Annotated in this window: 21 protein-coding genes and 1 tRNA gene; 15 read left to right on the top strand and 7 right to left on the bottom strand. The window is 66.0% G+C overall.

The annotated features are described in order from the left end of the window. Window positions 1-26 precede the first annotated feature (26 nt). On the top strand, window positions 27-359 hold the full coding sequence (locus HMPREF1137_RS06555; protein WP_034464295.1) for a DUF3039 domain-containing protein: 333 nt from the start codon (window positions 27-29) through the stop codon (window positions 357-359). Further along, window positions 356-2,098: a DEAD/DEAH box helicase gene (locus HMPREF1137_RS06550; protein WP_034497187.1), complete on the top strand. Its 1,743-nt coding sequence runs from the start codon at window positions 356-358 to the stop codon at window positions 2,096-2,098. The genes HMPREF1137_RS06555 and HMPREF1137_RS06550 overlap by 4 nt, the downstream gene beginning before the upstream one ends. 850 nt (window positions 2,099-2,948) lie before the next feature. Here the strand turns inward: HMPREF1137_RS06550 and HMPREF1137_RS06545 are convergent. After that, window positions 2,949-4,292, bottom strand: a complete 1,344-nt coding sequence (locus HMPREF1137_RS06545) for a nicotinate phosphoribosyltransferase (protein WP_007590212.1) — start codon at window positions 4,290-4,292, stop codon at window positions 2,949-2,951. Window positions 4,293-4,373: 81 nt separating this feature from the next. Between HMPREF1137_RS06545 and clpS the strand changes: the two genes are divergently transcribed. From clpS to HMPREF1137_RS06525, 4 genes are read left to right on the top strand one after another with little or no spacing between them, the layout of a single operon-like run. Continuing rightward, a complete protein-coding gene (gene clpS / locus HMPREF1137_RS06540) occupies window positions 4,374-4,661 on the top strand; it encodes an ATP-dependent Clp protease adapter ClpS (protein ID WP_007590216.1) in 288 nt (95 codons plus the stop codon). A 4-nt stretch (window positions 4,662-4,665) separates the two neighbouring features. Next, window positions 4,666-5,238, top strand: coding sequence for a DUF2017 family protein (locus tag HMPREF1137_RS06535; RefSeq protein WP_007590232.1), 573 nt, complete (start codon window positions 4,666-4,668; stop codon window positions 5,236-5,238). A gap of 16 nt (window positions 5,239-5,254) precedes the next feature. Next, a complete protein-coding gene (murI, locus tag HMPREF1137_RS06530) occupies window positions 5,255-6,085 on the top strand; it encodes a glutamate racemase (protein ID WP_007590258.1) in 831 nt (276 codons plus the stop codon). Further along, window positions 6,082-6,879, top strand: coding sequence for an MBL fold metallo-hydrolase (locus HMPREF1137_RS06525; RefSeq protein WP_007590234.1), 798 nt, complete (start codon window positions 6,082-6,084; stop codon window positions 6,877-6,879). The genes murI and HMPREF1137_RS06525 overlap by 4 nt, the downstream gene beginning before the upstream one ends. Before the next feature lie 45 nt (window positions 6,880-6,924). Here the strand turns inward: HMPREF1137_RS06525 and HMPREF1137_RS06520 are convergent, their stop codons facing one another. Then, entirely contained in the window at window positions 6,925-7,842 is a 918-nt protein-coding gene (locus HMPREF1137_RS06520) for a LysR family transcriptional regulator (protein ID WP_007590238.1), read from the bottom strand. Window positions 7,843-7,928: 86 nt separating this feature from the next. On the opposite strand from HMPREF1137_RS06520, the gene HMPREF1137_RS06515 reads away from it, so the two are divergent. Continuing rightward, window positions 7,929-8,261, top strand: coding sequence for a CBU_0592 family membrane protein (locus HMPREF1137_RS06515; protein ID WP_007590199.1), 333 nt, complete (start codon window positions 7,929-7,931; stop codon window positions 8,259-8,261). Between the two features lie 251 nt (window positions 8,262-8,512). Then, a complete protein-coding gene (locus HMPREF1137_RS10610) occupies window positions 8,513-8,635 on the top strand; it encodes a hypothetical protein (protein WP_007590243.1) in 123 nt (40 codons plus the stop codon). A 75-nt stretch (window positions 8,636-8,710) separates the two neighbouring features. On the opposite strand, the gene rdgB is transcribed toward HMPREF1137_RS10610, so the two are convergent. Together rdgB and rph are read right to left on the bottom strand one after the other, a co-directional pair. After that, entirely contained in the window at window positions 8,711-9,325 is a 615-nt protein-coding gene (gene rdgB, locus HMPREF1137_RS06510) for an RdgB/HAM1 family non-canonical purine NTP pyrophosphatase (RefSeq protein ID WP_007590240.1), read from the bottom strand. Beyond that, entirely contained in the window at window positions 9,322-10,089 is a 768-nt protein-coding gene (gene rph, locus HMPREF1137_RS06505) for a ribonuclease PH (protein WP_007590222.1), read from the bottom strand. Before rph ends, rdgB begins: the two co-directional genes overlap by 4 nt. A 36-nt stretch (window positions 10,090-10,125) precedes the next feature. Here rph and nudC point away from each other — a divergent pair, with 36 nt between their 5' ends. Next, complete coding sequence (nudC, locus tag HMPREF1137_RS06500; protein ID WP_007590256.1) at window positions 10,126-11,061, top strand: NAD(+) diphosphatase; 936 nt, start codon at window positions 10,126-10,128, stop codon at window positions 11,059-11,061. Between the two features lie 26 nt (window positions 11,062-11,087). Continuing rightward, window positions 11,088-13,103 (top strand): ATP-dependent DNA helicase UvrD2, encoded by a 2,016-nt coding sequence (locus HMPREF1137_RS06495; protein ID WP_007590194.1) that lies wholly within the window; start codon window positions 11,088-11,090, stop codon window positions 13,101-13,103. Between the two features lies 1 nt (window position 13,104). Here HMPREF1137_RS06495 and HMPREF1137_RS06490 read toward each other — a convergent pair whose 3' ends face one another. Together HMPREF1137_RS06490 and HMPREF1137_RS06485 are read right to left on the bottom strand one after the other, a co-directional pair. Beyond that, on the bottom strand, window positions 13,105-13,983 hold the full coding sequence (locus HMPREF1137_RS06490) for a hypothetical protein (RefSeq protein WP_007590211.1): 879 nt from the start codon (window positions 13,981-13,983) through the stop codon (window positions 13,105-13,107). A gap of 110 nt (window positions 13,984-14,093) precedes the next feature. Continuing rightward, on the bottom strand, window positions 14,094-15,560 hold the full coding sequence (locus HMPREF1137_RS06485) for a zinc-dependent metalloprotease (protein ID WP_007590219.1): 1,467 nt from the start codon (window positions 15,558-15,560) through the stop codon (window positions 14,094-14,096). A gap of 130 nt (window positions 15,561-15,690) precedes the next feature. Between HMPREF1137_RS06485 and HMPREF1137_RS06480 the strand changes: the two genes are divergently transcribed. After that, the gene (locus HMPREF1137_RS06480) at window positions 15,691-16,878 is read left to right on the top strand and encodes a YlbL family protein (protein ID WP_502685353.1); all 1,188 of its coding nucleotides are present in this window, start codon (window positions 15,691-15,693) and stop codon (window positions 16,876-16,878) included. Window positions 16,879-16,977: 99 nt separating this feature from the next. On the opposite strand, the gene HMPREF1137_RS06475 is transcribed toward HMPREF1137_RS06480, so the two are convergent. Beyond that, the gene (locus HMPREF1137_RS06475) at window positions 16,978-17,547 is read right to left on the bottom strand and encodes a PPA1309 family protein (protein ID WP_034497179.1); all 570 of its coding nucleotides are present in this window, start codon (window positions 17,545-17,547) and stop codon (window positions 16,978-16,980) included. A gap of 182 nt (window positions 17,548-17,729) precedes the next feature. Between HMPREF1137_RS06475 and HMPREF1137_RS06470 the strand changes: the two genes are divergently transcribed. The 4 genes from HMPREF1137_RS06470 to HMPREF1137_RS10520 form a co-directional block, all read left to right on the top strand. Further along, a complete protein-coding gene (locus HMPREF1137_RS06470) occupies window positions 17,730-20,759 on the top strand; it encodes a UPF0182 family membrane protein (RefSeq protein ID WP_034497198.1) in 3,030 nt (1,009 codons plus the stop codon). Between the two features lie 180 nt (window positions 20,760-20,939). Continuing rightward, window positions 20,940-21,764 carry a hypothetical protein gene (locus HMPREF1137_RS06465; RefSeq protein ID WP_007590218.1) on the top strand — a complete coding sequence of 275 codons (825 nt, stop codon included), beginning with the start codon at window positions 20,940-20,942 and terminating at the stop codon, window positions 21,762-21,764. A gap of 103 nt (window positions 21,765-21,867) precedes the next feature. Next, window positions 21,868-21,944 (top strand) — tRNA-Met (locus HMPREF1137_RS06460). 147 nt (window positions 21,945-22,091) lie between these two features. Next, a partial coding sequence (locus tag HMPREF1137_RS10520; RefSeq protein ID WP_007590235.1) for a variant leucine-rich repeat-containing protein occupies window positions 22,092-22,490 on the top strand: 399 nt, incomplete at its 3' end.

The raw sequence follows: 22,490 nt of genomic DNA, 5'->3' as shown, positions 1-22,490 counted from the left end.
ACCCCCAGGCACGTACAATGGTCCCCATGCGTAATGCCCTCGACGAACCCACCGGCCCCTCCGCGCCCTCAGGTCCCTCCACCGCGTCCTCGACCGGTCTGCTGGAGCGTACCGAGACCCGCAAGGAGCGCACCGGTGGGGACGGCGATCGCTTCGCCCACTTCGTGCGCAAGGACAAGGCGAACTCGTCCATGGTGACGGGGCAGCCCGTCGTTGCCCTGTGCGGCAAGGTCTGGATCCCTACCCGCGACGCCTCGCAGTACCCGGTGTGCCCCACCTGCAAGGAACTGCGCGACTCGATGGGAAAGAACGGGCGTAACTGGCCCTTCTCCGACGGTGGAAAGGGCTCCGACAAGTGAGCGAGACGACCCGGCGCGCACCCGTTGGCAGGCTGCGCGCCTGGCAGGCCGCTGCCTTGGACCGCTACATGGCGACCTCCCCGCGTGACTTCCTGGCGGTCGCGACACCGGGCGCAGGTAAGACGACCTTCGCCCTGACGCTTGCGACCGAGCTGATCGCCCGCGGCATCGTCGACAAGCTGACCGTCGTGTGCCCCACCGAGCACCTCAAGGGGCAGTGGGCCTCGAGCGCTGCGCGCTTCGGCATCCACATCGACCCCGACTTTACGAACTCGCAGGGCGTTGCCGGCTCCCACTTCGATGGCGTGGCCGTCACCTACGCGCAGATTGGCTCCAACCCGGCCGTCCACGCGGCGCGCACCCGGGCCTACCGCACACTCGTCATCCTCGACGAGATCCACCACGCCGGCGACTCCCTGTCGTGGGGCGACGGCGTGCGCGAGGCCTTCACGGACGCGACGCGCCGCCTGGCTCTGACGGGTACGCCCTTCCGTTCCGACACCTCTCCGATCCCCTTCGTCACCTACGAGGAGGACGAGGAGGGCATCCGACGCTCGCGCGCCGACTACACCTACGGCTATGGTGACGCCCTCAAGGATGGCGTCGTTCGCCCCGTCCTGTTCATGTCGTACTCGGGTCAGATGGCCTGGCGCACCAGCGCGGGCGACGAGGTCAGTGCCCGCCTGGGCGAGCCCCTCACCAAGGACATGATGAAGCAGGCCTGGCGCACCGCCCTGGACCCGAAGGGCGAGTGGATTCCCGCCGTCCTGCGCGCCGCCGACCTGCGCCTCGAAGAGGTGCGCCGCGCCGTGCCAGACGCGGGCGGCCTCGTCATCGCCTCCAATCAGGAGCATGCGCGCGCCTACGCCCGCCACCTGCGCCTGATCACCGGCAAGGCCCCCACGATCGTCCTGTCCGATGACGCGGACGCCTCCGACCGCATTTCCGAGTTTGCCGACTCCACCGACAAGTGGATGGTCGCTGTGCGCATGGTGTCCGAGGGCGTCGACGTGCCCCGCCTCGCGGTCGGCGTCTACGCGACGAATGCCTCGACGCCTCTGTTCTTTGCTCAGGCGATCGGCCGTTACGTGCGAGCCCGTCGCCGCGGCGAGACGGCCACCGTATTCATTCCCTCCGTCGTGCCCCTGCTGACGCTCGCTGGCGGCATGGAGGTTGAGCGCGACCATGCGCTGGATCGCCCCAAGCGCGATGAGGCCAGCGAAGACGACATGTGGAATCCCGAGGATGCTCTCGTCGCGGCCGCGAACCGCGAGGAGAAAGCCTCCTCCGACCTGCTCTCACAGTTCGAGGTTCTGGGTGCGGACGCCGAGTTCGACGGCGTCCTCTTCGACGGTGCCGCGTGGGGCGCGGGTGCCGAGGTCGGCTCCGAGGAAGAGCAGGAATACCTGGGTATTCCCGGCCTGCTGGACGCCGACCAGGTGACGACCCTGCTTCGCGCCCGCCAGGCCGACCAGGTTGCCGCCCAGAAGAAGACCCGCGCCGCGCAGAAGATGCGTGAAGAAAACGCAGGCATCCCCGCCCACAAGCTGCGTGCCGCCAAGCGTAAGGAGCTCCAGCACCTGGTCTCTACGTGGTCGCGCCGCTCCGGTGAGACCCACGCGACCATTCACTCGCGCCTGCGCTCGCGCTGCGGCGGCCCCGAGGTCGCCCAGGCTACGACCGAGCAGATCGAGGCCCGCATCGCCCTGCTGCGCGAGTGGTTCGTCGGCCGCCACTGACGCGCGGTTCCACTGCGCCGGCTCCGCGTCAATCTGACACTAGGTAGCGAATGCACGATTGACAGGATTCAACCTGATCAGGAGCAATCAACCCGATCAGAAGGGGTTGAATCTTGCTGATCGGGTGTCACGCCCCGTCGGTAATAAGCCCCGTCGTGGAAAACCTGCTCGAGAGACGCTCCGACAAGCCTCCACCCGAGCCAGACCAGGCAGTGCTGCACTAGATGCAGCAGCAATGCACTAGTTAGGAGGGCATTGCACTGCCTTCTATCTAGTGCAATGCTGCGCCAAGTAGTGCACTGCTGCTTAGAACAAGCTCACGTGCGGCAGGGTAAGCCCCAATGTGTCGTTACATTGCTGTCAACTAAGCTGCGGTAGGCAGTACTGTGCCGCTTAGGGAGCATTACACCACTTAGGGAGCATTACACCACCTCCGAGCTGGTGCAATACCCTGCTAAGTGGTGTAACACCACTTAGCAACAAGCCGCACTGCGGGGACATGTGTGAGTTCGTCATTGGTGACGTGGTGAGCCTGATCCTCCAGACCTGCATCGGGCCGACGCTGAATACGAAAGACACGATCGTCAGGATTCAACCTGATCGGCAGCATTCAACCCGATCAGAAGGGGTTGAATCTTCCCGATCAGGTGTTACACCCCATCGGTAACAACCTTCGTTGTGGAACTAGTCGCCGACGACAGCTCATACTCGCAGCATACGGCCATGCTTCATGCGCGGAGCTACAGGCATGAAAAGCCTCCCGTTCCTCGGACTTTTTGTCGATGTCCAAGAAACGGGAGGCAGTTCAGTGAAGGACGAGGCCAGGGCTTCGTTGAGTGCGAGCTGAGGGTCAGTCGACCTGCTCGTAGCGCGTCGGGATCGCAACCTCGCCCTCGGACAGGCGCCATGCCTGGTAGGGCAGTTCGTTGCGGGCGCGCAGGTGGTGCTCCTGAGCGCGGGACAGCGCCTCGGGACCCCAGGCTTCGGCATCGATCTGGCCGCCGCGGACCAGCTGGACCTGCAGCGGGCGGGCGCCGCGCTCGGCCAGGAGAGCCTGGCCCTCCTCGAAGGACGTACCGACGAGCAGGAGCTCCTCAGTCGCGTAGCCGTCCTCGCCCATGACGCGGCCGGCAACCTTGCGCCCGCCGACCGTGGACTTGGACTCGGCCTTCTTGGCGACAGACACGATCTGGCCGTTACTGTCCTCGCGCTGGACGACCTTGTAGACCAGGGCGGCCGTCGGCACACCCGAGCCCGTCACGAGCTTGGTGCCCACGCCGTAGGAGTCGACGGGGGCCGCGCCCAGCGCGGCGATGGCGTACTCGTCCAGGTCGGAGGTCACCGTGATCTTGGTTGAGGTCGCGCCCATCGCGTCGAGCTGTCCGCGCACCTTGAAGGCCTCGGCGACCAGGTCGCCGGAGTCCAGGCGCACAGCGCCCAGCTCGCCACCCGCAGCGCGTGCGGCCTCGACCGCGTTGATGACGCCCTGCCTGATGTCGTAGGTGTCCACGAGCAGGGTCGTGCCCGCGCCCAGCTTGGCGACCTGGGAATCGAAGGCGTCGCGCTCGCTGTCATGCAGGAGCGTGAACGCGTGGGCGGCCGTGCCGATGCAGCGGATGCCGTAGCGCTTGGCGGCCTCAAGGTCGGAGGTGCCCTGGAAGCCACCGATGATGGCCGCGCGGGCGGCGGAGACGGCGGCACGCTCGTGGGCGCGGCGCGCGCCCATGTCCATGCAGGGACGGCCATGAGCGGCGATCGTCATACGCGAGGCGGCCGAAGCCACGGCGCAGTCGTGGTTGAGGATCGACAGGAGCAGGGTCTCCAGGAGCGTGCAGTCCGCGAAGGTGCCCTCAACGGTGAGCAGGGGAGAGCCGGGGAAGTAGCACTCGCCCTCGGCGTAGCCCCAGATGTCGCCCGTGAAACGCCACGAGGCGAGGAACTGGGCGGCCTCCTCGGAGATGATCCCCTGGTCTCGCAACCAATCGATCTGCTCCGCGTCGAACTCGAAGCGTTCCAGGGCCTCGAGAATTCGGCCGGTTCCGGCCACGACGCCGAAGCGACGCGTGGCGGGCAGGCGGCGGCCAAACAGCTCAAACGTGCAGCGACGATGCGCGGTGCCATCCTTCAGGGCGGCGTCGAGCATCGTGAGCTCGTACATATCGGTCAGCAATGAAGTAGATGTCGATGCAGGCATACTGTGAGCCTACCTTGAGAAGCGTGTCACCGGGGTGCGAATTTCCTTCCCTGATACACAAATACGTCTTAGTGTTGACATATGACAACGATCTTCCAGCCCGCGTCCCGCACGCACGAGGCACCCACCGCGGTGCCGCGTTGGCGTGCCGTCGTGTGGGACGATCCTGTCAACCTCATGAGCTACGTGAGCGCTGTTTTTCGCCAGTATTTCGGTTATTCCGCGGCTAGAGCGGAGGAACTCATGATGGCCGTTCATACGCGCGGACGTGCCACCGTCTCCACGGGAGTGCGCGAACGCATCGAGGCCGACGTCATGGCCATGCACTCCTACGGTCTACGCGCCACCATCGAAGAGGACCGGGACTGAAGATATGGAAGGCTTCGCTCTTCGAGACGGTGTCTACGCCTCGTCGATGAGCGACGACGAGGCGCTCCTCCTGCGTCAGTTGGCGACGGAGGTTCTCGTCGTCTTGGATGATCCCGGTGAGTACGCCGCGACCTCGTCCATGGTGAACGCCGCCACCGAGACCGAACAGCGACGAGACGAACCCCACGAACGTACCCTGCGTATGCTGCTGCCCTCGATGAGTGAGGATGACGAAGACGCTGGCCGCCTGCGCGCCCTGACCGAGGATTCTCTGCGCACCGACAAATCTGTCCGTTTGCGCGCCATCGTCGGCGATCTTGACCACATCGTCCACGGCGAGAGTGACACCCTCAGGATCCAGCCCGAGGCCGTGTGGTCCTGGCTGGGGGCTCTCAATGACATCAGGCTGGGCTTAGCCGCTGAGCTGGGCCTATCGGATCAACAAGACGCGCAGCGCATCGAAGAATTGGCGCTCAGTGAGCCGACGGGGGAGCGCTCGCAAACCGTCGCCGCCATCTATATGCTCATCACATGGTGGCAGGACTCACTCCTAGAAGCCGTCAATAATTCTGAGTAACGCATAAGGTCGTCATATGAACAACGCCCCGATCGGAATTTTCGACTCGGGCCTAGGTGGGCTGACGGTGGCGCGCGCAGTCATCGACAAGCTGCCCGACGAAGAGATCATCTACCTGGGCGACACCGAGCACACGCCTTACGGCCCGCGAGCTATCGCGCAGGTTCGCTCGCTGACGCTGTCCGCCCTCGACGAGCTGGCCTCGCGCGGCGTTAAGGCGCTCGTCATCGCCTGCAATACCGCCACGGCGGCGGCGCTTGCGGATGCCCGGGAACGCTACTGGATCGATGCCGGCATCCCCGTCATCGAGGTCATTACCCCTGCCGCGCGCCAGAGCGTCATCGCCACCCGCAACCACCACGTCGGCGTCATTGGCACGAAGGCCACCATCCAGTCCGAGGCATACCTGCGCGCGCTCGCGGCCGTCCCCGGGCTGACGGTTAGCCAGCAGGCGTGCCCCGCTTTCGTCGACTTCGTCGAGGCCGGGGTGACCACGGGCGAGGAGATCGAGGCTGTGGCGCGCGAGTACCTGACGCCGCTGAAGGAAGCGGGCGTGGACACGCTGATCCTGGGGTGCACGCACTACCCGCTGCTTACCGGCGTCATTGGCCGAATTATGGGCGAGGGAGTCACGCTCGTGACCTCCTCGGAAGCGACCGCGAACGTCACCTATAACGAGCTCGTGGACCGCGGGCTCCTTCACGATCCGTGGCCCGCTGGTGAGGGGCCGCAGTATCAGTTCCTGGCCACGGGCGCTTCCGACGCGTTCCCGCGCCTGGCTCGCCGTTTCCTCGGCCCCGAGGTGGGCTCCGTTGCCCGCGTGAACACCGGCGGTGGTATCGCGTGAAGCTGACTGTTATCGGCACTACCGGTTCGATGTCTGGCCCGGAGTCGCCGGCATCGTCCTACCTGGTTCAGGCTCGCGGCATCGACCCGCGATCGGGGGAAGAACGGACCTTCTCGCTCGTGTGCGACATGGGGCCGGGGTCTTTCGGCGCGCTGTGGGCTCATGTGTGCCCGTGCGAGCTCGACGCCCTCGCGCTGTCGCACTGCCACGCCGACCACATGGGCGACATCATCTCCCTCCAGGTTTATCGCAAGTGGGGCCCGGGAGCGGCCGCATCCGCGCTGCCCCTGTACGGTCCCGCCGAGACGCTGCGCCGCGTGCGCCAGATCGAAGACGCCCCGGACGATGAGGCATACGAGGTCGAATTCGCCTTCACCCACATGCAGCTGGGCGAGGCCTACCGGGTCGGACCCATGACGATCCGCCCCTACCGGGCCCTGCACCCGGTCGAGGCGTACGGCCTGCGTATCGAAGGACCCTCCGAGGAGGATCCCGAGCGCCTCGTGTCCCTGTTCTACACGGGCGACACCGACCTGTGCGACACGATCATCGAAGGCGCCCGCGGGGTTGACGTGTTCCTCAGTGAGGTCGGCTTCACGAGCGACGAGACCGAGCCTGACATGCACATGGATGGCGTGCGCGCGGGCGAGGTTGCCACGCGAGCCGGAGTGGGCCGCATGATCGCGACCCACATCCAGCCCTGGACGCCCCGTGATCGGGTGGCCTCTGAAGTCCGACAGACCTGGTCGGGTCCCCTCGACTTCGCGACCTCGGGAATGCAGGTCATCCTCTGAGCCTACCCTCGCCCCACCGGTGGGTGAGGCGAGGTGGTTCTTTGGTCAGTCGCTAGACGTCGAGTACGAGGCGTTGTGTCGCTTCCACTCCGCCAGGTATGTGGCCACGCGCGCCGGTCCTGAAGCCTCGGACCATCCGTGATTCTTGTGACGCAGCAGAATCTTGCGCGTTCCCAGTGAGGGAAGAGGCGTGATGCGCATGCCCTCCGTGTGGGCCCCGGCCAGCGCCATGGCCGGAAGGATCGTCGATCCCGTGCGGGCGCGCACGAGGGCACGGGCGGCCTCGTAGGTCGCGTAGAGGTGGGGCGCCCATCGCGTATCCGGGAACGCCTTCGTGATACGGCGCATGACGTGGTCGCCGCTGGTGCCCGGATTGACGCGCAGCCAGGTGAGGTCCGCGAGGTCTTCAATCGAGCCAATCGGGGGAGCGGAGTCGGGAGTGACGAGCACCCAGGGTTCGTCGAGGAAGGGGATGTCCGTGTAGCCGCGAGGGGCCAGACCCGGGTCCTCGTCTCGTTCAATGACGAGGATGTCGTACTGGCCCGTGCGCAGTGCCGCCATGCCGGGGGTTTCTTCGGTTTCCTCGATGCGCAGGTCGACGCCTGGGAGTGCGTCGAGGAGGTCGGGGAGCGCGGGGATGAGGGTCGATCTGCAGATCGTCAGGAACGCCCCGATGGTGACCGTTCCCGTGACCTGTCCCGTCAGAGGGCGCAGGGCCTTGAGGGCTTCTTCGATGTCGGCGTTGATGCGTTCGCCGGCCTCGGCGACGATCGTGCCGGCGGGGGTGAGAATCGCGCCGGATGTGGTGCGCTCGACGAGCTTGAGGCCGACTTCCTCCTCGAGTTTTTGAATCTGCTGGGACACTGCGGAGGGCGAGACCATGAGGATGTCCGCGGCGGCAACGATGCCGCCTTCTCGTGCGACGGACAGAAGGAAAGGCAAGCGGCGGGGGTCGATGTCCACGCGAACTCCTTGGTTAAGTGAAACTGTAAGATAACTATAGAACCATTCAATTGTGCTTGACTAGCGGAAGGTGCATCATATGAGTCATGACGATCTCATCTCTTGTAATTCCGGTTCTCGGTTGGCTGGGTGCGGGCGCCTCTATCGCCGCCTACTACCTGGTTTCTTCCAAGCGCTTTGCTCCTGATTCCCTGCGCTACCACTCCCTGAATGTCTCCAGCTGCATCCTGCTGGCCCTTGCCTGTGCGTCCACCGGTGCGTGGCCGTCCTTCCTGACCAACGCCATTTTCATCGGCGTCGGCTGCACCATGATCTGGCGCGTGCGCGACCGCCTCGCGCGTCGCGTCATGCAGGTCGTTCGCTTCTTCGACGTGCGCCGTTACCTGCCGCGCCGCATGCGACTGGCGCGAGCTCGCTGACTCTTCGTTGAATTGGGGAAGTGAGGGGGCAGGACGTGGGCCTGCCCCCTCACTCTATCCACCGGCCGATCAATTAAGAAAAACGAATCTCCTCAGTCAAGACTTTTTCAAGTATTATCAAGGAAAAGTCCGTAAGAAAAGCTTCACAGAAAAATTAGAAAATATCGATGGAAAAAATGGGCACGTAGGCGCATCATGTCAGTACGACGCGGTGACAGATCCATCGCACGGTACTCAAAGAGGAGCACACAATGTCTCGTTTCGTCGCATCACTCCTTCATCGCCTCACCCATCACCGCAGGGTGCGCCAACAGCGCAACCCCCTGCAGTTCTCGATGGACCGCCCCATCTTCGGCAACCTCGTCGCCCGTTGATGGCGCGCCTGCGGGCGCAACACACAAGTGCCGGACACCCTCGGGTGCCCGGCACATTTGTGTCTGCGGTGCTTCTCAGCCGCGCAGGTACTCCACGATGTGGGGCATGAGGGCGCGGAAGGCGATGCCGCGGTGGCTGATCGCGTTCTTCTGTTCCGCACTCATCTGAGCGGTCGTGACCTCGAAGCCCTCGGGGACAAAGATCGGGTCGTAGCCGAATCCGCCGTCGCCGCGAGGGGAACGCGTCAGGGTGCCGCGCACCTCGCCGCGCTCGACGAACTCGCGACCGTCCGGGGTCACGAGAACTGCGGCCGACACGAAGGCCGCGCCGCGGTGGGCGTCGGGAACGTCGGAGAGCTGATCGATGAGCAGACGTAGGTTCGCCTCGTCATCCCCGTGGGAGCCAGACCAACGCGCGGAGAAGATGCCGGGCGCCCCGCCCAGCACGTCCACCGTGATACCGGAGTCGTCGGCAATGGCAGCCAGGCCGGTGGCGCGAGCCAGAGCGCGGGCCTTGATGAGGGAGTTCTCCTCGAAGGTCACCCCATCCTCGACCGGGGAAGCCACGTCGAAATCGCTCATGCGAGCCACGCATCCGGCCTCGAAGCCCTCCCATGCGGGGGCCAGGATGGCCTCAAGCTCGCTGACCTTGTGCGCGTTGGAGGTCGCGAAGACCAGGCGCGCGCTCACGGGCGCACCTCGACGCGCTCCATGAGGGGAGCCTCGAGCGCGAGCTTCTGCGCCTGAGCGAGCTGGGCGTTACCCAGGGTCGCCAGGTCCAGCAGCTCGCCCAGCTCATCGCGGTTGAAGGGGGCGTGCTCGGCGGTGCCCTGGACCTCGATGAAGCGGCCATCACCCGTCTGGACGACGTTCATGTCGGTTTCGGCGCGCACGTCCTCAACGTAGGGCAGGTCCAGCATGGGGGTGCCGTCGATGACGCCCACGGAGATCGCGGAGATCGAATCGGTGAGGACCTTGGCGGAGGGCTTGAGGATGCCCTGCTCCTTCGCCCAGCTCACGGCGTCGGCGAGGGCCACGTAAGCGCCAGTGATCGCTGCGGTGCGGGTACCGCCATCGGCGCGCAGAACGTCGCAGTCCAGGACGATGGTGTTCTCGCCGAGCGCGGAGACGTCGACGATGCCGCGCAGGGAGCGGCCAATGAGGCGCGAGATTTCTTGGGTGCGGCCGCCGACCTTGCCCTTGATGGACTCACGGGAGGAACGCTGCTCGGTTGCGCGCGGGAGCATCGAGTACTCGCCGGTCACCCAGCCCTCGCCGGAGTCGCGCTTCCAGCGCGGCACGCCCTCAGTGAAAGAAGCGACACACAGGACGCGGGTGTTGCCGAACTCGATGAGAACGGAACCCTCACCGGTGCCCGACCAACCGCGGGTAATGGAGACGGGACGGAGCTGGGACGGGGTGCGCCCATCGGCGCGCAGGGGAGTATTTGTCATACTGCCTAGGGTAGCCCACCGCGTTACCGTGGAGTTATGAGTCTTGATCTACCTCTCGTCCGCGGTCACGTCGACCCGGCCGTCGCGCTACGCGAATCCGTGGCTCCCGCGGCGCTGGTGCGTGCCGGTGAGGCCGATGTCATTGTCGTCGACCCGTCCGGTTTCGTTCTTCTCGACGAGGTTGAGGCATCCTCCTCGGGAGCCCCTGTCCTGCGGCGCCTGAGTGGGGACGAGGCCACGCGCGCGCTTGAGGGAGCCACTGCCTCGTTCATCGGGGTCGTGGGTGGTCGGCCTGTTGTCGCGATCGAGACGAGTCGGGACGAGGCGTGGGGGCGCTGGGAGCACCTGCGTGCGGTCGGCTGGCAGCTTGGCGGAGACGACGCGGCCCTGGCGCTGACCGCGCTCGCGCTCGCGGGATGGCACGCGAACTATCGCTACTGCCCGCGTTGTGGTGCGCCGGTGCAGCTGGTGTCCGGTGGATGGGCCGCGCGATGCGAGACGTGCGACCGGCTTGAATATCCGCGCCAGGACCCGGCCATCATCGTCCTCGTCCAGGACCATGACGGGCGTGTGCTCCTGGCGCACAACGCCCTGTGGCGCCCCGGATTCGTCTCCATCATCGCCGGCTACGTCGAGGCAGGGGAATCCCCGGACGTCACGGTCGCCCGCGAGGTCGCCGAGGAGGTCGGCGTCGAGATCGAGACGCCCACCTACGTCGCGACGCAGCCCTGGCCATTCGGACGCTCGCAGATGATGGGCTACCGGGCTCGCACCGTCTCGCCGCACCCGACCCCGCAGGCGGACGGCGTGGAGATCGAGTGGGCGCGCTTCTACAGCCGCGACGAGCTGACGCGCGCGCTCGAATCTGGGGAGATCAGCGCCCCCGGTCGCGCCTCGATTGCCTACGCCCTGCTGCGGGAGTGGTACGGCGACGAGCTGCCGAGCGGCCCGGACGGCGCGGGACGCAACTGAGGGCGGGCGATGGAACAATGGGGACCATGAACCCCGAGGAACTGCTGGATGCCCTGGACCCCGATCAGCGCGCCGTCGCCACGCAGGTGGCTGGCCCGCTCGCTGTTCTGGCGGGCGCGGGCACCGGCAAGACCCGTGCGATCACGTACCGCATCGCGTACGGGGCGGCCGTCGGCGCCTTCGACCCATCCAACGTGCTCGCCGTGACCTTCACGCAGCGTGCGGCTTTCGAGATGCGCCACCGCCTCGCCCAGCTGGGGGTTCCCAAGGCTCAGGCACGCACCTTCCACTCCGCGGCACTGCGCCAGCTGCGCCATTTTTGGCCCACCGTCGTGGGCGGTCCGCTGCCCGACGTCATTCCGCACAAGGCCTCCCTCGTTGCGGCCTCCGCAGCGCGTCTGGGGATCACGATTGACCGCACGAACGTGCGCGACATTGCAGCCGAGGTTGAATGGGCCAAGGTGTCGATGATCGATGCCGCACACTACGCCTCGCGCGTGGCTCGCCTGCGCCGTGACGTGCCCGCCGGGTTGGATGCGGGCGACATGGCGCGCCTCCTCGACGTCTATGAGGACGCGAAGAACGAACGCGGTGTCATTGATTTCGAGGACATCCTCATCTATCTGTGCGGCATGCTGCAGGAACGTGCCGACGTCGCCTCGATCGTGCGCAAGCAGTACCGCTCCTTCGTGGTCGATGAGTTCCAGGACGTCAACCTCCTCCAGGCTCGTCTGCTCGACCTGTGGCTGGGTGGGCGCCACGACGTGTGCGTCGTCGGCGACGTCGCACAGACCATCTACTCCTTCACGGGTGCGTCCCCGGACTACCTGACTGGTTTTGGGCGCAAGCATCCGGGCGCACGCATCGTCGAGCTGACCCGCGACTACCGTTCGACCCCGCAGATCGTGAGTGTGGCGAACGACGTCCTGGCGCGCTCGAGCCAGCGCGAGGGTACGGTGCGCCTGTCCAGCCAGCGCGACGGCGGCGCTCAGGTTACCTACCGCACCTACGACGACGATCGAGCCGAGGCCGAGGGCGTCGCAGCCTCGATTGCCGACCTTATTGCGGGAGGCATGGCACCCCATTCGATCGCTGTCCTCATGCGGACGAACGGCCAGTCCCAGGCCTTCGAGGAGGCCCTGGGGGCGCGCGGCATCCCCGTGGCCGTCGCCGGGGGCAAGCCCTTCTTCGCTCGTGACGACGTGCGTACCGCCATCTCGCGCCTGCGGGCCGCGGCGGCGGCCGCCACCGACGACGGGAGCGTGGGCGAGATTGTGCGCGAGGTCCTGTCGGGCGTTGGCTGGGCGCCCGAGGCACCCTCCGGCCAGGCGGGATCCGAGCGCTGGTCGAACATGAACGCGATCGTCGGCTGGGCGGATGACAGCAAGGCGGAGACGCTCGCCGCGTTCGTTGCGGAGCTCGACGAACGAGTCGCCTATCAGGTCGAACCGGACAAGGCCGGCGTTGAGCTGGCCACCATTCACGCCGCCAAGGGCCTCGAATGGGACGCCGTCTTCCTCGTCGGCGTCGCCGAAGGCCTCCTGCCGATCTCCTACGCAAAGACCGCGGCCGCCCGTGAGGAGGAGCGTCGCCTGCTGTATGTGGCCGTTACCCGTGCCCGTGACCTGCTGACCCTGTCGTGGGCGCGCTCGCGCGGCGCCGATGGGCGAGGGAAGCGCAAGCGCAGTCGCCTCCTCGACGGCATCTGGCCCGAAGACACACGAGTGGGCGCGCCGAAGAAGAAGGCGCGTGCCTCCGCCCGCGCCCTCAACCAGGCCTTCGAGGAGGAGGCATCGCCCCAGGCTATCGAGCTCTTTGGGCGCCTCAAGGCGTGGCGCCTCGAGGTCTCACGCCAGGCGGGCGTGCCGCCGTTCGCCGTGTTCACCGATCAGACCCTGCGCGACATCGCCCAGGCCATGCCAAAGAATACGACGCAGCTGCGTGTCATCCGCGGCATCGGCGACGTGAAAGTGCAGCGCTTCGCCGCCCCGGTTCTTGCGCTCGTGCGCGGCGAAGAGGTCGTCGTCGACGAAGGCGCCTGAGCTAGGAATCGAGCCCGTTGATGCCACACACGCAGCGGCTGGCGGGTTCCACGTCTTCGACGCGTACCGACCCGTCATCGCAAATGGTCGCTACCTGTGCGCACTGCGACTCGGTGAGCGCCCCCGAGACGAAGTCCATCACCAGCTGACCCACGCGTTGGGCCGCCGCGAAGTGAGCCAGCAGAGCCAGCGGCGCGAGCGGCCACGCTTCCAGCTCACGCAGGTGCGTCAGATGGAACGGGTCCTGCGCTGCGCGAGCAAGCTGCGAGCACTGGTAACAGGGGGTCACCCCCGGGATGACGAACGGACCCACCTCGTAGGAGTGCTCGCCACGCGTCACGATCAGATGAGGGGTGTCGTGAGCGGTGAGCTCGAACGGTATCCCCGGATCGACGACTCGATCCGCCGACACAATCGAAAGCTCGGGCGGACACTGGGAGTACAGACGGGGCAGCGGGATGAGATCACGAAGCGTACGGCGCACCGCGCGGTGGCGAGGGGTGCCCGTGTAGTGCCCGCCGAATACGCGATCCCAATCCTCGTCGACCAGGGAATGAGTCTCGATCGACAGCGACAGTGATAGCGTGTCGACGAGACTGTGGAGCGCGAGGAGCGTCGCCGGAACCGCTCCGACAATGCCGAGTGCAAGGTGGGGGAGTGCCTCGCTTCCGTCGGTGAGGCGTGCCTCAGTCAGAGCCGCGAGAAGCTCGGGCGATGCCTGAACATCGTCGCGCTCGCGGGCTGGGTGTGCCTGATGGCTCAGCCAGAGCTGGTCGCTCGCGTGCAGATTGTCGAGCAAGACGTGTCGAGCGCGGTCCCCGCCAACTTGTACGCTGCCCGGGCCTCGCCAGAGAACCGCCGTATTATGTGCCAGGTTCATGTCAATCTCCTTCAGTTTGTAGCTGATGGAGCCATCATGGACCCGTGTGATGAGCGTGCGGGGGCGTTTGAAAAATCTGTGGAAAACTTGTCAGATCTTTTTGGAGCGAATCAGTTCGTCTTGTTCGGATCGTCCGATTCTCCGGGGTCCGAGGATGATTCATCCGAGCCTGCCGAGGCCTCGTCCCCCGGCTCCAGCCCGTCCGCCCAGCCGAGCGTTCCATCGAGAAGAGAGTTGAGCGCGGCGTCGATATCCGCGTCCTCCTCAGCCGCCGCTCGCCGCAGCGTCAGGAACGTGTCGGGCGTTGCCAGCTCCGTCTCCGAGGGGACCATATCCGGGTGCGACCACAGGGCTTCGCGGGCATCGCGACCACCGTCGGCCTCCACCAGCGTAAAGATGGAGGCAGCTCCCCGGGCCTGGCGCGGGCGCATCTTGAGGCCCATGAGGGTCCCCAGAATCTCCTCCGCGGGACCACCCGAGGCACGGCGTCGACGCATCATCTCGCGCAGCGCGTCCGCGTGGGGGAGATAGGGCAGCGTCGCGCGGGCCGTGACGACCTCGACCCAGCCCTCGATGAGGGCAAGCATGGTCTCCAAACGGGTGAGCGCGCGGCGCTGGTCCGGCGTCGTCGACAGCGCAAACACGCCGCCGCTGAGCGCCGACTCCACCGACGACGGGTCAGAGGGGTCAACCGAGCGGGCGGCCTCGGTGATTGCCTCCGTATCGATCGCGATCTGAGAGGCGTAGCGCTCGACCGCGCGCACGAGGTCACCCTCCAGCCACGGCACGGACGCGAAGAGACGTCGGTGGGCTGCTTCCCGGACAGCGAGGAACTGACGAACCTCGTCGAAGGGAATGTCGAGCCCCTCGGAGAACTGGGCGATGTTGTGGGGCAGGAGCGCCGCGTGCGAGGTGTCCGACAGGGGAATGCCTGTGTCGTAGGTGCCGAAGGACTCGCCCGCCAGGGCTGCCAGCACACGCGAGATCTGCGCGGAGAACATCATCGCGGAGAGGCGTGGCATCATCTCCTGCGTCTTGCCCAGCATTGCAGCCATGCCGTCGGGCAGCGACGGGGAATCCTCGAGGCCGCCCTCTCCAAACTGCTCCGACAGAGCCGCTGAGAGTGCGCGCGACACGTTCAGGGCGATCGGCTCGCAGATGCGCTTCCACGTGGGGATCGTGTTCTCCACCCACGACACCCTGCTCCACACGCCTCGGGTCACGGGACCCGAGGCGAAATCCGTGACTGCGTCGAGCCACAGGTCTGCGACCGTCATCGCCTGGCGAGCCGCCTCGGCCTCGGTGGCGGTGGGGGCCGGATCGCCGCTGGCGTAGGCGGCCTGCTTTGCGCCGTCCTCCACCAAACGCCAATTGACAGGACCCGCCGTCGTGTTCATGAGGAACTGGAACTGACCCATCGCCGCACGCATGCGCGCAGGATCGGAAAACTCCGCGGGCAGGTTCGCGGGATCAAAACCCTGGGCCTGCAAAGCGCGAGCGGCCTCCGCCGCGGCCTCGTCGCCCAACACGGAGCGCAGGAAATCCTCAAAGGGGGTGCCGGACTCGTTCTCGTTCATGAATTCAGCCTAGCGAGCACGCGTGCGACCGGGCTGACAAATCTCTGCGAAAACGCTGAGAGCTGAACGCAGCAGGCGGGGCGCGCGTGCGGTCGGGCCTCGCGTGGGACACAATGACACGGTGAGTGACATGGAGATGACCTCGTCAGTTGACCGTCTACTAGCCTTCGAGCAAGCCCCGACGAAACGTGCGCCGATCGTCAGCTGGCGCATCCTCACGGCAGTCCTGGCCGTCCTCGCGATGGTCATCATTCTCTTCGTGATCCCCGTCCCCTTTGTGGTCTCCAGCCCCGGACCGACCATCAATGTGTTGGCGTCCAACGAACAAGGTGTGCCCGTCTTCACTGTCGAAGGAACTAATCCTGAGACGGGGGAATCCGTGCAACAGGACGAGCCTCAATCCAGCCCGTACGAGGCGCCTGCGAAGCCGGGGCAGGGTCAGCTGCGCATGGTGACGGTCTCCGAATCGGGGGCTCCCGACGCCCGCCTGAACTTTGCTCAGCTCATTGCCGCGTACTTGGACCCGCACAGCACGATCACCGACTATGAGTCGAAGTATCCCCAGGGAACCACCCGCGAGCAGAACAACGAGGCTCAGCTGGCGATGATGCGTAATTCGCAGACGACCTCCCAGGTTGCCGCGCTCGAATACCTTGGATGGGATGTCCCCGCCACCGTCACGATCGAGGGTGCGGTCGAGGGATCCAACGCTGACGGGATCGTCGAGAAGGGAGACATCCTGCGCGCTATCACCACCCCGGATGGAACGCGCCACGACGTGACGGATGCCAGTACGCCCTTCTCGCTCATGCGCACGGTCCCCGCGGGATCGCAGATGACGCTGACGGTCGAGAGAAACGGTGAGACCCGCGAGCTCTCCTTCGACTCTGTCGCGGCCTCGGCCACGGAAAGCGGATCCAAGCTGGGCATCTATCTCTCCGTGCAGCCCACCCTGCCCGTCACGATTTCCTTCAACCTCGACGGCATCGGAGGACCCAGCGCAGGCATGATGTTCTCCCTGGCCATCATCGACCGCATGACGCCGGGCGACATGACGGGTAACAACGCAATCGCCGGGACCGGCACCATGTCCTACGACGGTCAGGTCGGGGCCATCGGCGGCATCCAGCAGAAGCTGTGGGGCGCCCATCGCGATGGGGCCCAGTGGTTCCTCGCCCCCAGCACCAACTGTTCCGAGGTCGTCGGACACGTTCCCGACGGCCTGCGCGTCGTCTCGGTATCCACCCTCGATGAGGCTGTCTTCGCGGTTCGCTCCATCGCCGACGGTACGGGAGACACCCTGCCGACCTGCCAGTAGTGCTCTCACGCTCGCCCACCGCCCACGGGCAGGAGGGGTGACAAAGGGCCCCGGCCTCGTCCTTCTGGTCCGGACGAGGCCGGGGCCTCCTCTATGCTCTCAGGCTTCCTCCTCCGTCACGGGCTCGAGGGATGCGCGCAGGGCGTCGACCAGCGCGGGGACGAGCGCCGAGCCCTGCCCGACCTTGTCGTCGGAGTCGAAGGCGCGGGTACGCAGCGCGCACCAGGACTCGCCCGTGCGCATGACTCCCACCGCGAGACGCACATCAGTGCGCAGCGGGTGGTTGGCGACGAACGCGAGGGCCTCCTCGGGATCCTCGGGGGCCTCGTCCTCGACCTCCGGAGGAACGACGATGCGCTCAACCGTGATTGCGGCACCCGGCACCGTCTCCGGCCACGCCAGGTGAGCCAGGACCTGCTCAATATCGTCGTCGGCCAGGTCCTCCTGGATGATCGCGCTCAGGTGCTCATCGCTGCCATCCCACCCCGAACGCAGCTGCTCGGCGATGTCAGCCGGCAGATTCGGGTCAGCCAGAAGCATCGCCGTCGGCACCAGCGCGTAGATCGAGGGCGCGTGATCCCACCCCACACGGGCAGCGCCCTTCTCGATATCGACAACCACATTGGCCAGCGCGATCTCGCGCGCGCTCGGCATCATCTCAACAGTCATGCCTCCCATAATCTCACGGAGAGCGAATAAGACCGAGGCGAAGTTACACCTGTGCCCGGCTACACTGGTTGGGAGCTATCGGTTTGACAGAGAGGAATGCCGTGAGCTTCGATTTTTCAGTCTTTCCCCCGGGTGGAGCGCGTGCTCCGCGAGACCCCGATCGTGCGCGTGCGCAACTCAAGGTGCGTAAGCCTGGCCCCGCCGGCATCACGATCGCAGCGCTGCTGATCATCGGAGCCGTCATCTATGCGGCTTCCATCGTGTGGACCGAGATCCTGTGGTTCCGCCAGATGAGCGCCACTCGCGTCATCCTCACCCAGTGGGGTGCGCACATCGGCCTCTTCGTCGTTGGCTTCATCGTGGCGACCGCTCTCGTCTACTTCTCGATGGCCTTCGTCTACCGTCACCGCACCTCCTCGTCGAGGGGCGAGGCCTCGGCCGCCCTGCGCGGGTACCAGGAGGCCCTCGAACCCATGCGTCGCCTCGCCTTCTGGGGTGTCGCGCTCTTCTTTGGCTTCACCAACGGCGCCCGCCTGGCCACCGAATGGCAGACGCTCTTGCAACTCCTCAACCGATCCTCCTTCGGGCAGGTTGACCCCCAGTTCGGGCTTGACATCTCCTTCTTCGTGTTCGTGCTGCCCGCTCTCAAGGTGCTCGTCTCCTTCCTCATGACGGTCACCGGCATCGGCCTGGTCGCGGCGATCATCGTGTCCTACCTGTACGGCACGATCCGCCTGACTCCGCGCCCTCACGCCTCCAAGCAATCGCGCCTGCAGACCGGCATGATGGCTGCCTGCCTGTCCCTGTTCATCGGCGTGAACTACTGGCTGGGCCGCTACGAACTACTCACCTCGGACTCGGGTTCCATCCACGGCGCCATGTACTCCGACATCAACGCGACGCTGCCCGCTCACTCGATTCTGGCCGTCATCTCCGGCCTCGTTGCACTCCTCTTCGTGGTCGCTGCCTTTAAGGGCACGTGGCGCCTGCCCGTCGCCGGTGTCGCCGTGACGGTCGTTGCCGCGCTCGTCCTCGCTGGCGCGTACCCCGCCCTCGTCGAACAGTTCCGCGTGCGCCCCAACCAGCGCAGCCTTGAATCTCCCTACATTCAGCGCAACATCGACGCCACGCTGGCCGCCTACGGCCTGCAGGACGTCGACTATCAGACCAACTACGACGCGGCCACCACGGCCTCGGCGGGACAGTTCGACAACGAATCGCTGACCTCCCAGGTGCGTCTGCTCGACCCGCAGGTCATTACGAAGACCGTCCAGCAGCTCCAGCAGTCGCGCCTGTACTACGGCTTCAACTCCGGGATGAAGGTCGACCGCTACAACGTCGGTGGCGAGCGCCGTGACACCGTCATTTCGGTGCGCGAACTCAACCTCTCGGGCCTGTCCGCCGAGCAGCAGACCTGGGTCAACCAGCACACCGTCTACACGCACGGCTACGGCGCGGTCGCCGCCTACGGTAACCAGCTGACCAGCGACGGCCTGCCCTCCTACTGGGAGCAGTCCGTGCCCTCGGTCGGCGAGATGGGTGACTACGAGGAGCGCGTCTACTTCAGCCCCGGCTCGCCCGACTACTCGATTGTCGGAGCCCCCGAAGGCGCTGAGCCGCAGGAACTCGACTACCCGGACGACACCGCGGTCGGCGGCCAGGTCTCCACGACTTTCGTCGGCAACGGCGGCCCCTCCGTGGGCAACGTGTGGAACAAACTCCTGTACGCGATCAAGTTCGGCTCCACGGACCTGTTCTTCTCCTCTCAGACGAACGAGGCCTCGCAGATCCTCTACGACCGTGATCCTCTCCAGCGCGTCGCTAAGGTCGCCCCCTACCTGACACTCGAACAGTCCGCCTACCCGGCGGTCGTCGACATGGACGGTGACGCCTCGACCCCCAAGCGCCTTGTGTGGGTCGTCGACGCGTACACGACCACGAACAACTACCCCTACGCCCAGCACGAGACACTCTCGAACGCCACCGTGGACTCTCGCTCCACCGAGGTTGGCCAGTACGTCCAGGCAAACAAGATCAACTACATGCGTAACTCCGTCAAGGCCATCGTCGACGCCTACGACGGCTCGGTGCGCCTGTTCCGCTGGGACGATCAGGACCCGATCCTGCGCACCTGGGAAAAGATCTACCCCGGCAGCGTCGAGCCCGTCTCGGCGATCTCTGGCGATCTCATGAGTCACCTGCGCTACCCGGAGGACATGTTCAAGGTCCAGCGCAACCTGCTCGCCACGTACCACGTGACCGACGCCGCCGGCTTCTATTCCGGCGGTGACCGTTGGCGCCTGGCCGAGGAGACCTCGACCTACGGTGCTGCCTCCTCGGCCGCCGCGAGCCCGCGCGTCGACGCGATGGGCAATCCTCTGCCCGCGCCGACGGCCCTGCAGCCCCCGTACTACCTGACCATGCAGATGCCCGGCCAGGAGAGCGCTGAGTTCTCGCTGACCTCGGTCTTCGTGCCCGGTGGCGGCGGCGAGGGGCGTCGCGAGGCCATGGCCGGCTTCCTCGCGGTCGACTCCGAGACCGGTAACACCCCCGGCCAGGTGCGTGAGGGATACGGCAAGCTCCGCCTGCTCGCCCTGCCCTCGTCGACGACCGTGCCCGGCCCCGGCCAGGTACAGAACAAGTACGACTCCGACGAGAAGATCGCTACCCAGCTCAACCTGCTGAACCAGGCCGACTCGACAGTGATCCGAGGTAACCTCCTGACACTGCCGGTCGGCGGCGGCCTCCTCTACGTCCAGCCCGTCTACGTGCAGGGCACCGGCTCCGCGTCCTACCCCGTGCTCCGCTCGGTTCTGACCGCCTTCGGTGACAAGGTCGGCTTCGCGCCCACCCTCGAGGAATCGCTGCGCCAGCTCGTCTCCGACGATGGAAACTCGTCCCCATCGTCTGGCACGACAAACCCCTCAACGGGGGATACCTCGCAGTCGGGCGCGACCTCCAGTGACGCGAACGCCCAGCTGGCGCAGGCCGTCAGCGACGCCGCGCAGGCGCTGCGCGACGCGGATGCGGCGATGAGCAAGTCTGACTGGACCGCCTACGGCGAGGCCCAGACGCGCCTGCGCGATGCCCTGGCCCGCGCGGAGGCCGCCCAGGCGGCGCTTGGTACGTCCTCGTCGGCGGCCTCGAGCTCGCCGACACCCAGCCCGAGCCCGACCACGTCGGCCCAATCGGGAACGCAAAGCGGCTCATAATCACAGTCGCTCGCTGTTGCACTCGGCCCCGCTGTCACGACTGTGACGCGGGGCCGGGCATTTTTCTCTCTGAGGGGAGCGGTGCTCGCGGCAAGACTGCCCTGTGTGCGTCGTCCAGTGTCACTACTATGGTGCGAAGCGTCCGCAGTGCGGACTCGTCAACGATGTGGAAGGAAACCCATGACTGACCCCCGCAGCTCTCTGCCTGCCCCCACGGGTGTGCCCCAGCCGTTCGAGGTGCCGGCCTCGGCCGCTCCGACGATGCCCGCTCCGACCTCCGGCGTATTCGCGCCGTCTCCTGCCTACGCGGCTGCGCCGAACCCGAAGCGCCCCGTGCTGTCCACCCACGGGCGGATTGCCGCGTGGTTGGTCCTTGCCGTCAAGCTCATTTTCATCGTCAACCGTTTCATTCCCTACAGCAGTGAGCGCCTTGAGTACTACTTTGATAGGTTCACGGATGTCATGTTCTGGACGTGGCTGCTGCTCGATCTTGTGATCGTGGTGTTCCTGTTCCTGTACGTGCGTCTGGGAATCAAGCCTCTGCGATACGTCGCCGCCGCTATCGTGCTCGTCGATTACTTCATCATCCTGCCCGTGTGGATCCACTTCCTGGGCGGAGACTGGCTGATCGCCTTTACTCCGCCAGAGTGGGAGGTCGGCGAAGTGGTGGCCTCCCTGCGATCACTCTTCATGTGGGTCCTCAAGTGGCTGTGCGTCGTCTCTTCCTTCGTCCTGGTGATCCCGGACCGCAAGGCTCCCACGATGTCGCAGCAGGGGACTGTGCCCACTCCGGGCGCTGCCCCGGTCGGCTACTACCCTCATGCGGTGGCGCCGGCCCAGCTCGCGGCGCCCCAGGGTGCTCCCGTGCAGATGCCGACGACTCAGGCCGCGCCGCCCCAGGGTGCTCCCGTGCAGGTTCAAGCCTCGAGCCCGGTGCTTGCACCTCCGAGCGGTGCCCCGCTCGCGCCTGGAACGCCGACAGATCCTGTGCAGGCCTCCGAATAGGGCGTCGATTCTGCGCTTCCTGACAGCGCTCCGTCGCTAGGACGTACATCACCGCGTTCGGTTTGTGCCCACCCGGATGATGCTCTAGACTATTTAGAGCCGACGCGGGGTGGAGCAGTTCGGTAGCTCGCCGGGCTCATAACCCGGAGGTCGCAGGTTCAAATCCTGTCCCCGCTACCACCACAGACCCGGTCCCGTGAGGGGCCGGGTCTTTTGTTTGTCACTTGTATGTCAGAGGGCAAACGCCTTGACTAATCCGCGTCTCGACGCGATAGTATTGCATGTTCGCCATCATGAACTGCGCCTTCGGGCGCGAGAGGAATAGAGATGAGCACTCTTGATCTGTCGCAGCTCACCGCTGCTGACATGGGCAATCCGGCGCTGACAGCGCAGGACCTCGCCGATATCACCGCCGCTCGCGCGGATCTACACCCCTACGTGGCGACGCACCCGTCGCTGTATCCTGCGCTTGCCCAGTGGCTAGCAAACCGGGGTGTTGTTCCCGCTCATCCTCCCGTTGCGCAGCCTGCTCCCGTCGCTGCCCCGGCGCAACCGGTCGATCCCTACAGTCAGGCTGCCGCGCCCGTGGAACAGCCCGCTGTCCAGGCGGCGCCCGTCGCGCAGGAAGCTCCTGCCGTTGAGCCCTCGCCTGTCGTTGAGGATGCTCCCGTTGTTGACCCGTCGCCCGTGCAGTCTGATGCATGGGGTGCTCCGCAGACCGAGCCC

Origin of the sequence: Actinomyces sp. ICM39 (genome assembly GCF_000282935.1) — a bacterium.
Classification (GTDB): domain Bacteria; phylum Actinomycetota; class Actinomycetes; order Actinomycetales; family Actinomycetaceae; genus Pauljensenia; species Pauljensenia odontolytica_B.
This window is presented reverse-complemented; position numbering and strand designations above follow the sequence as displayed.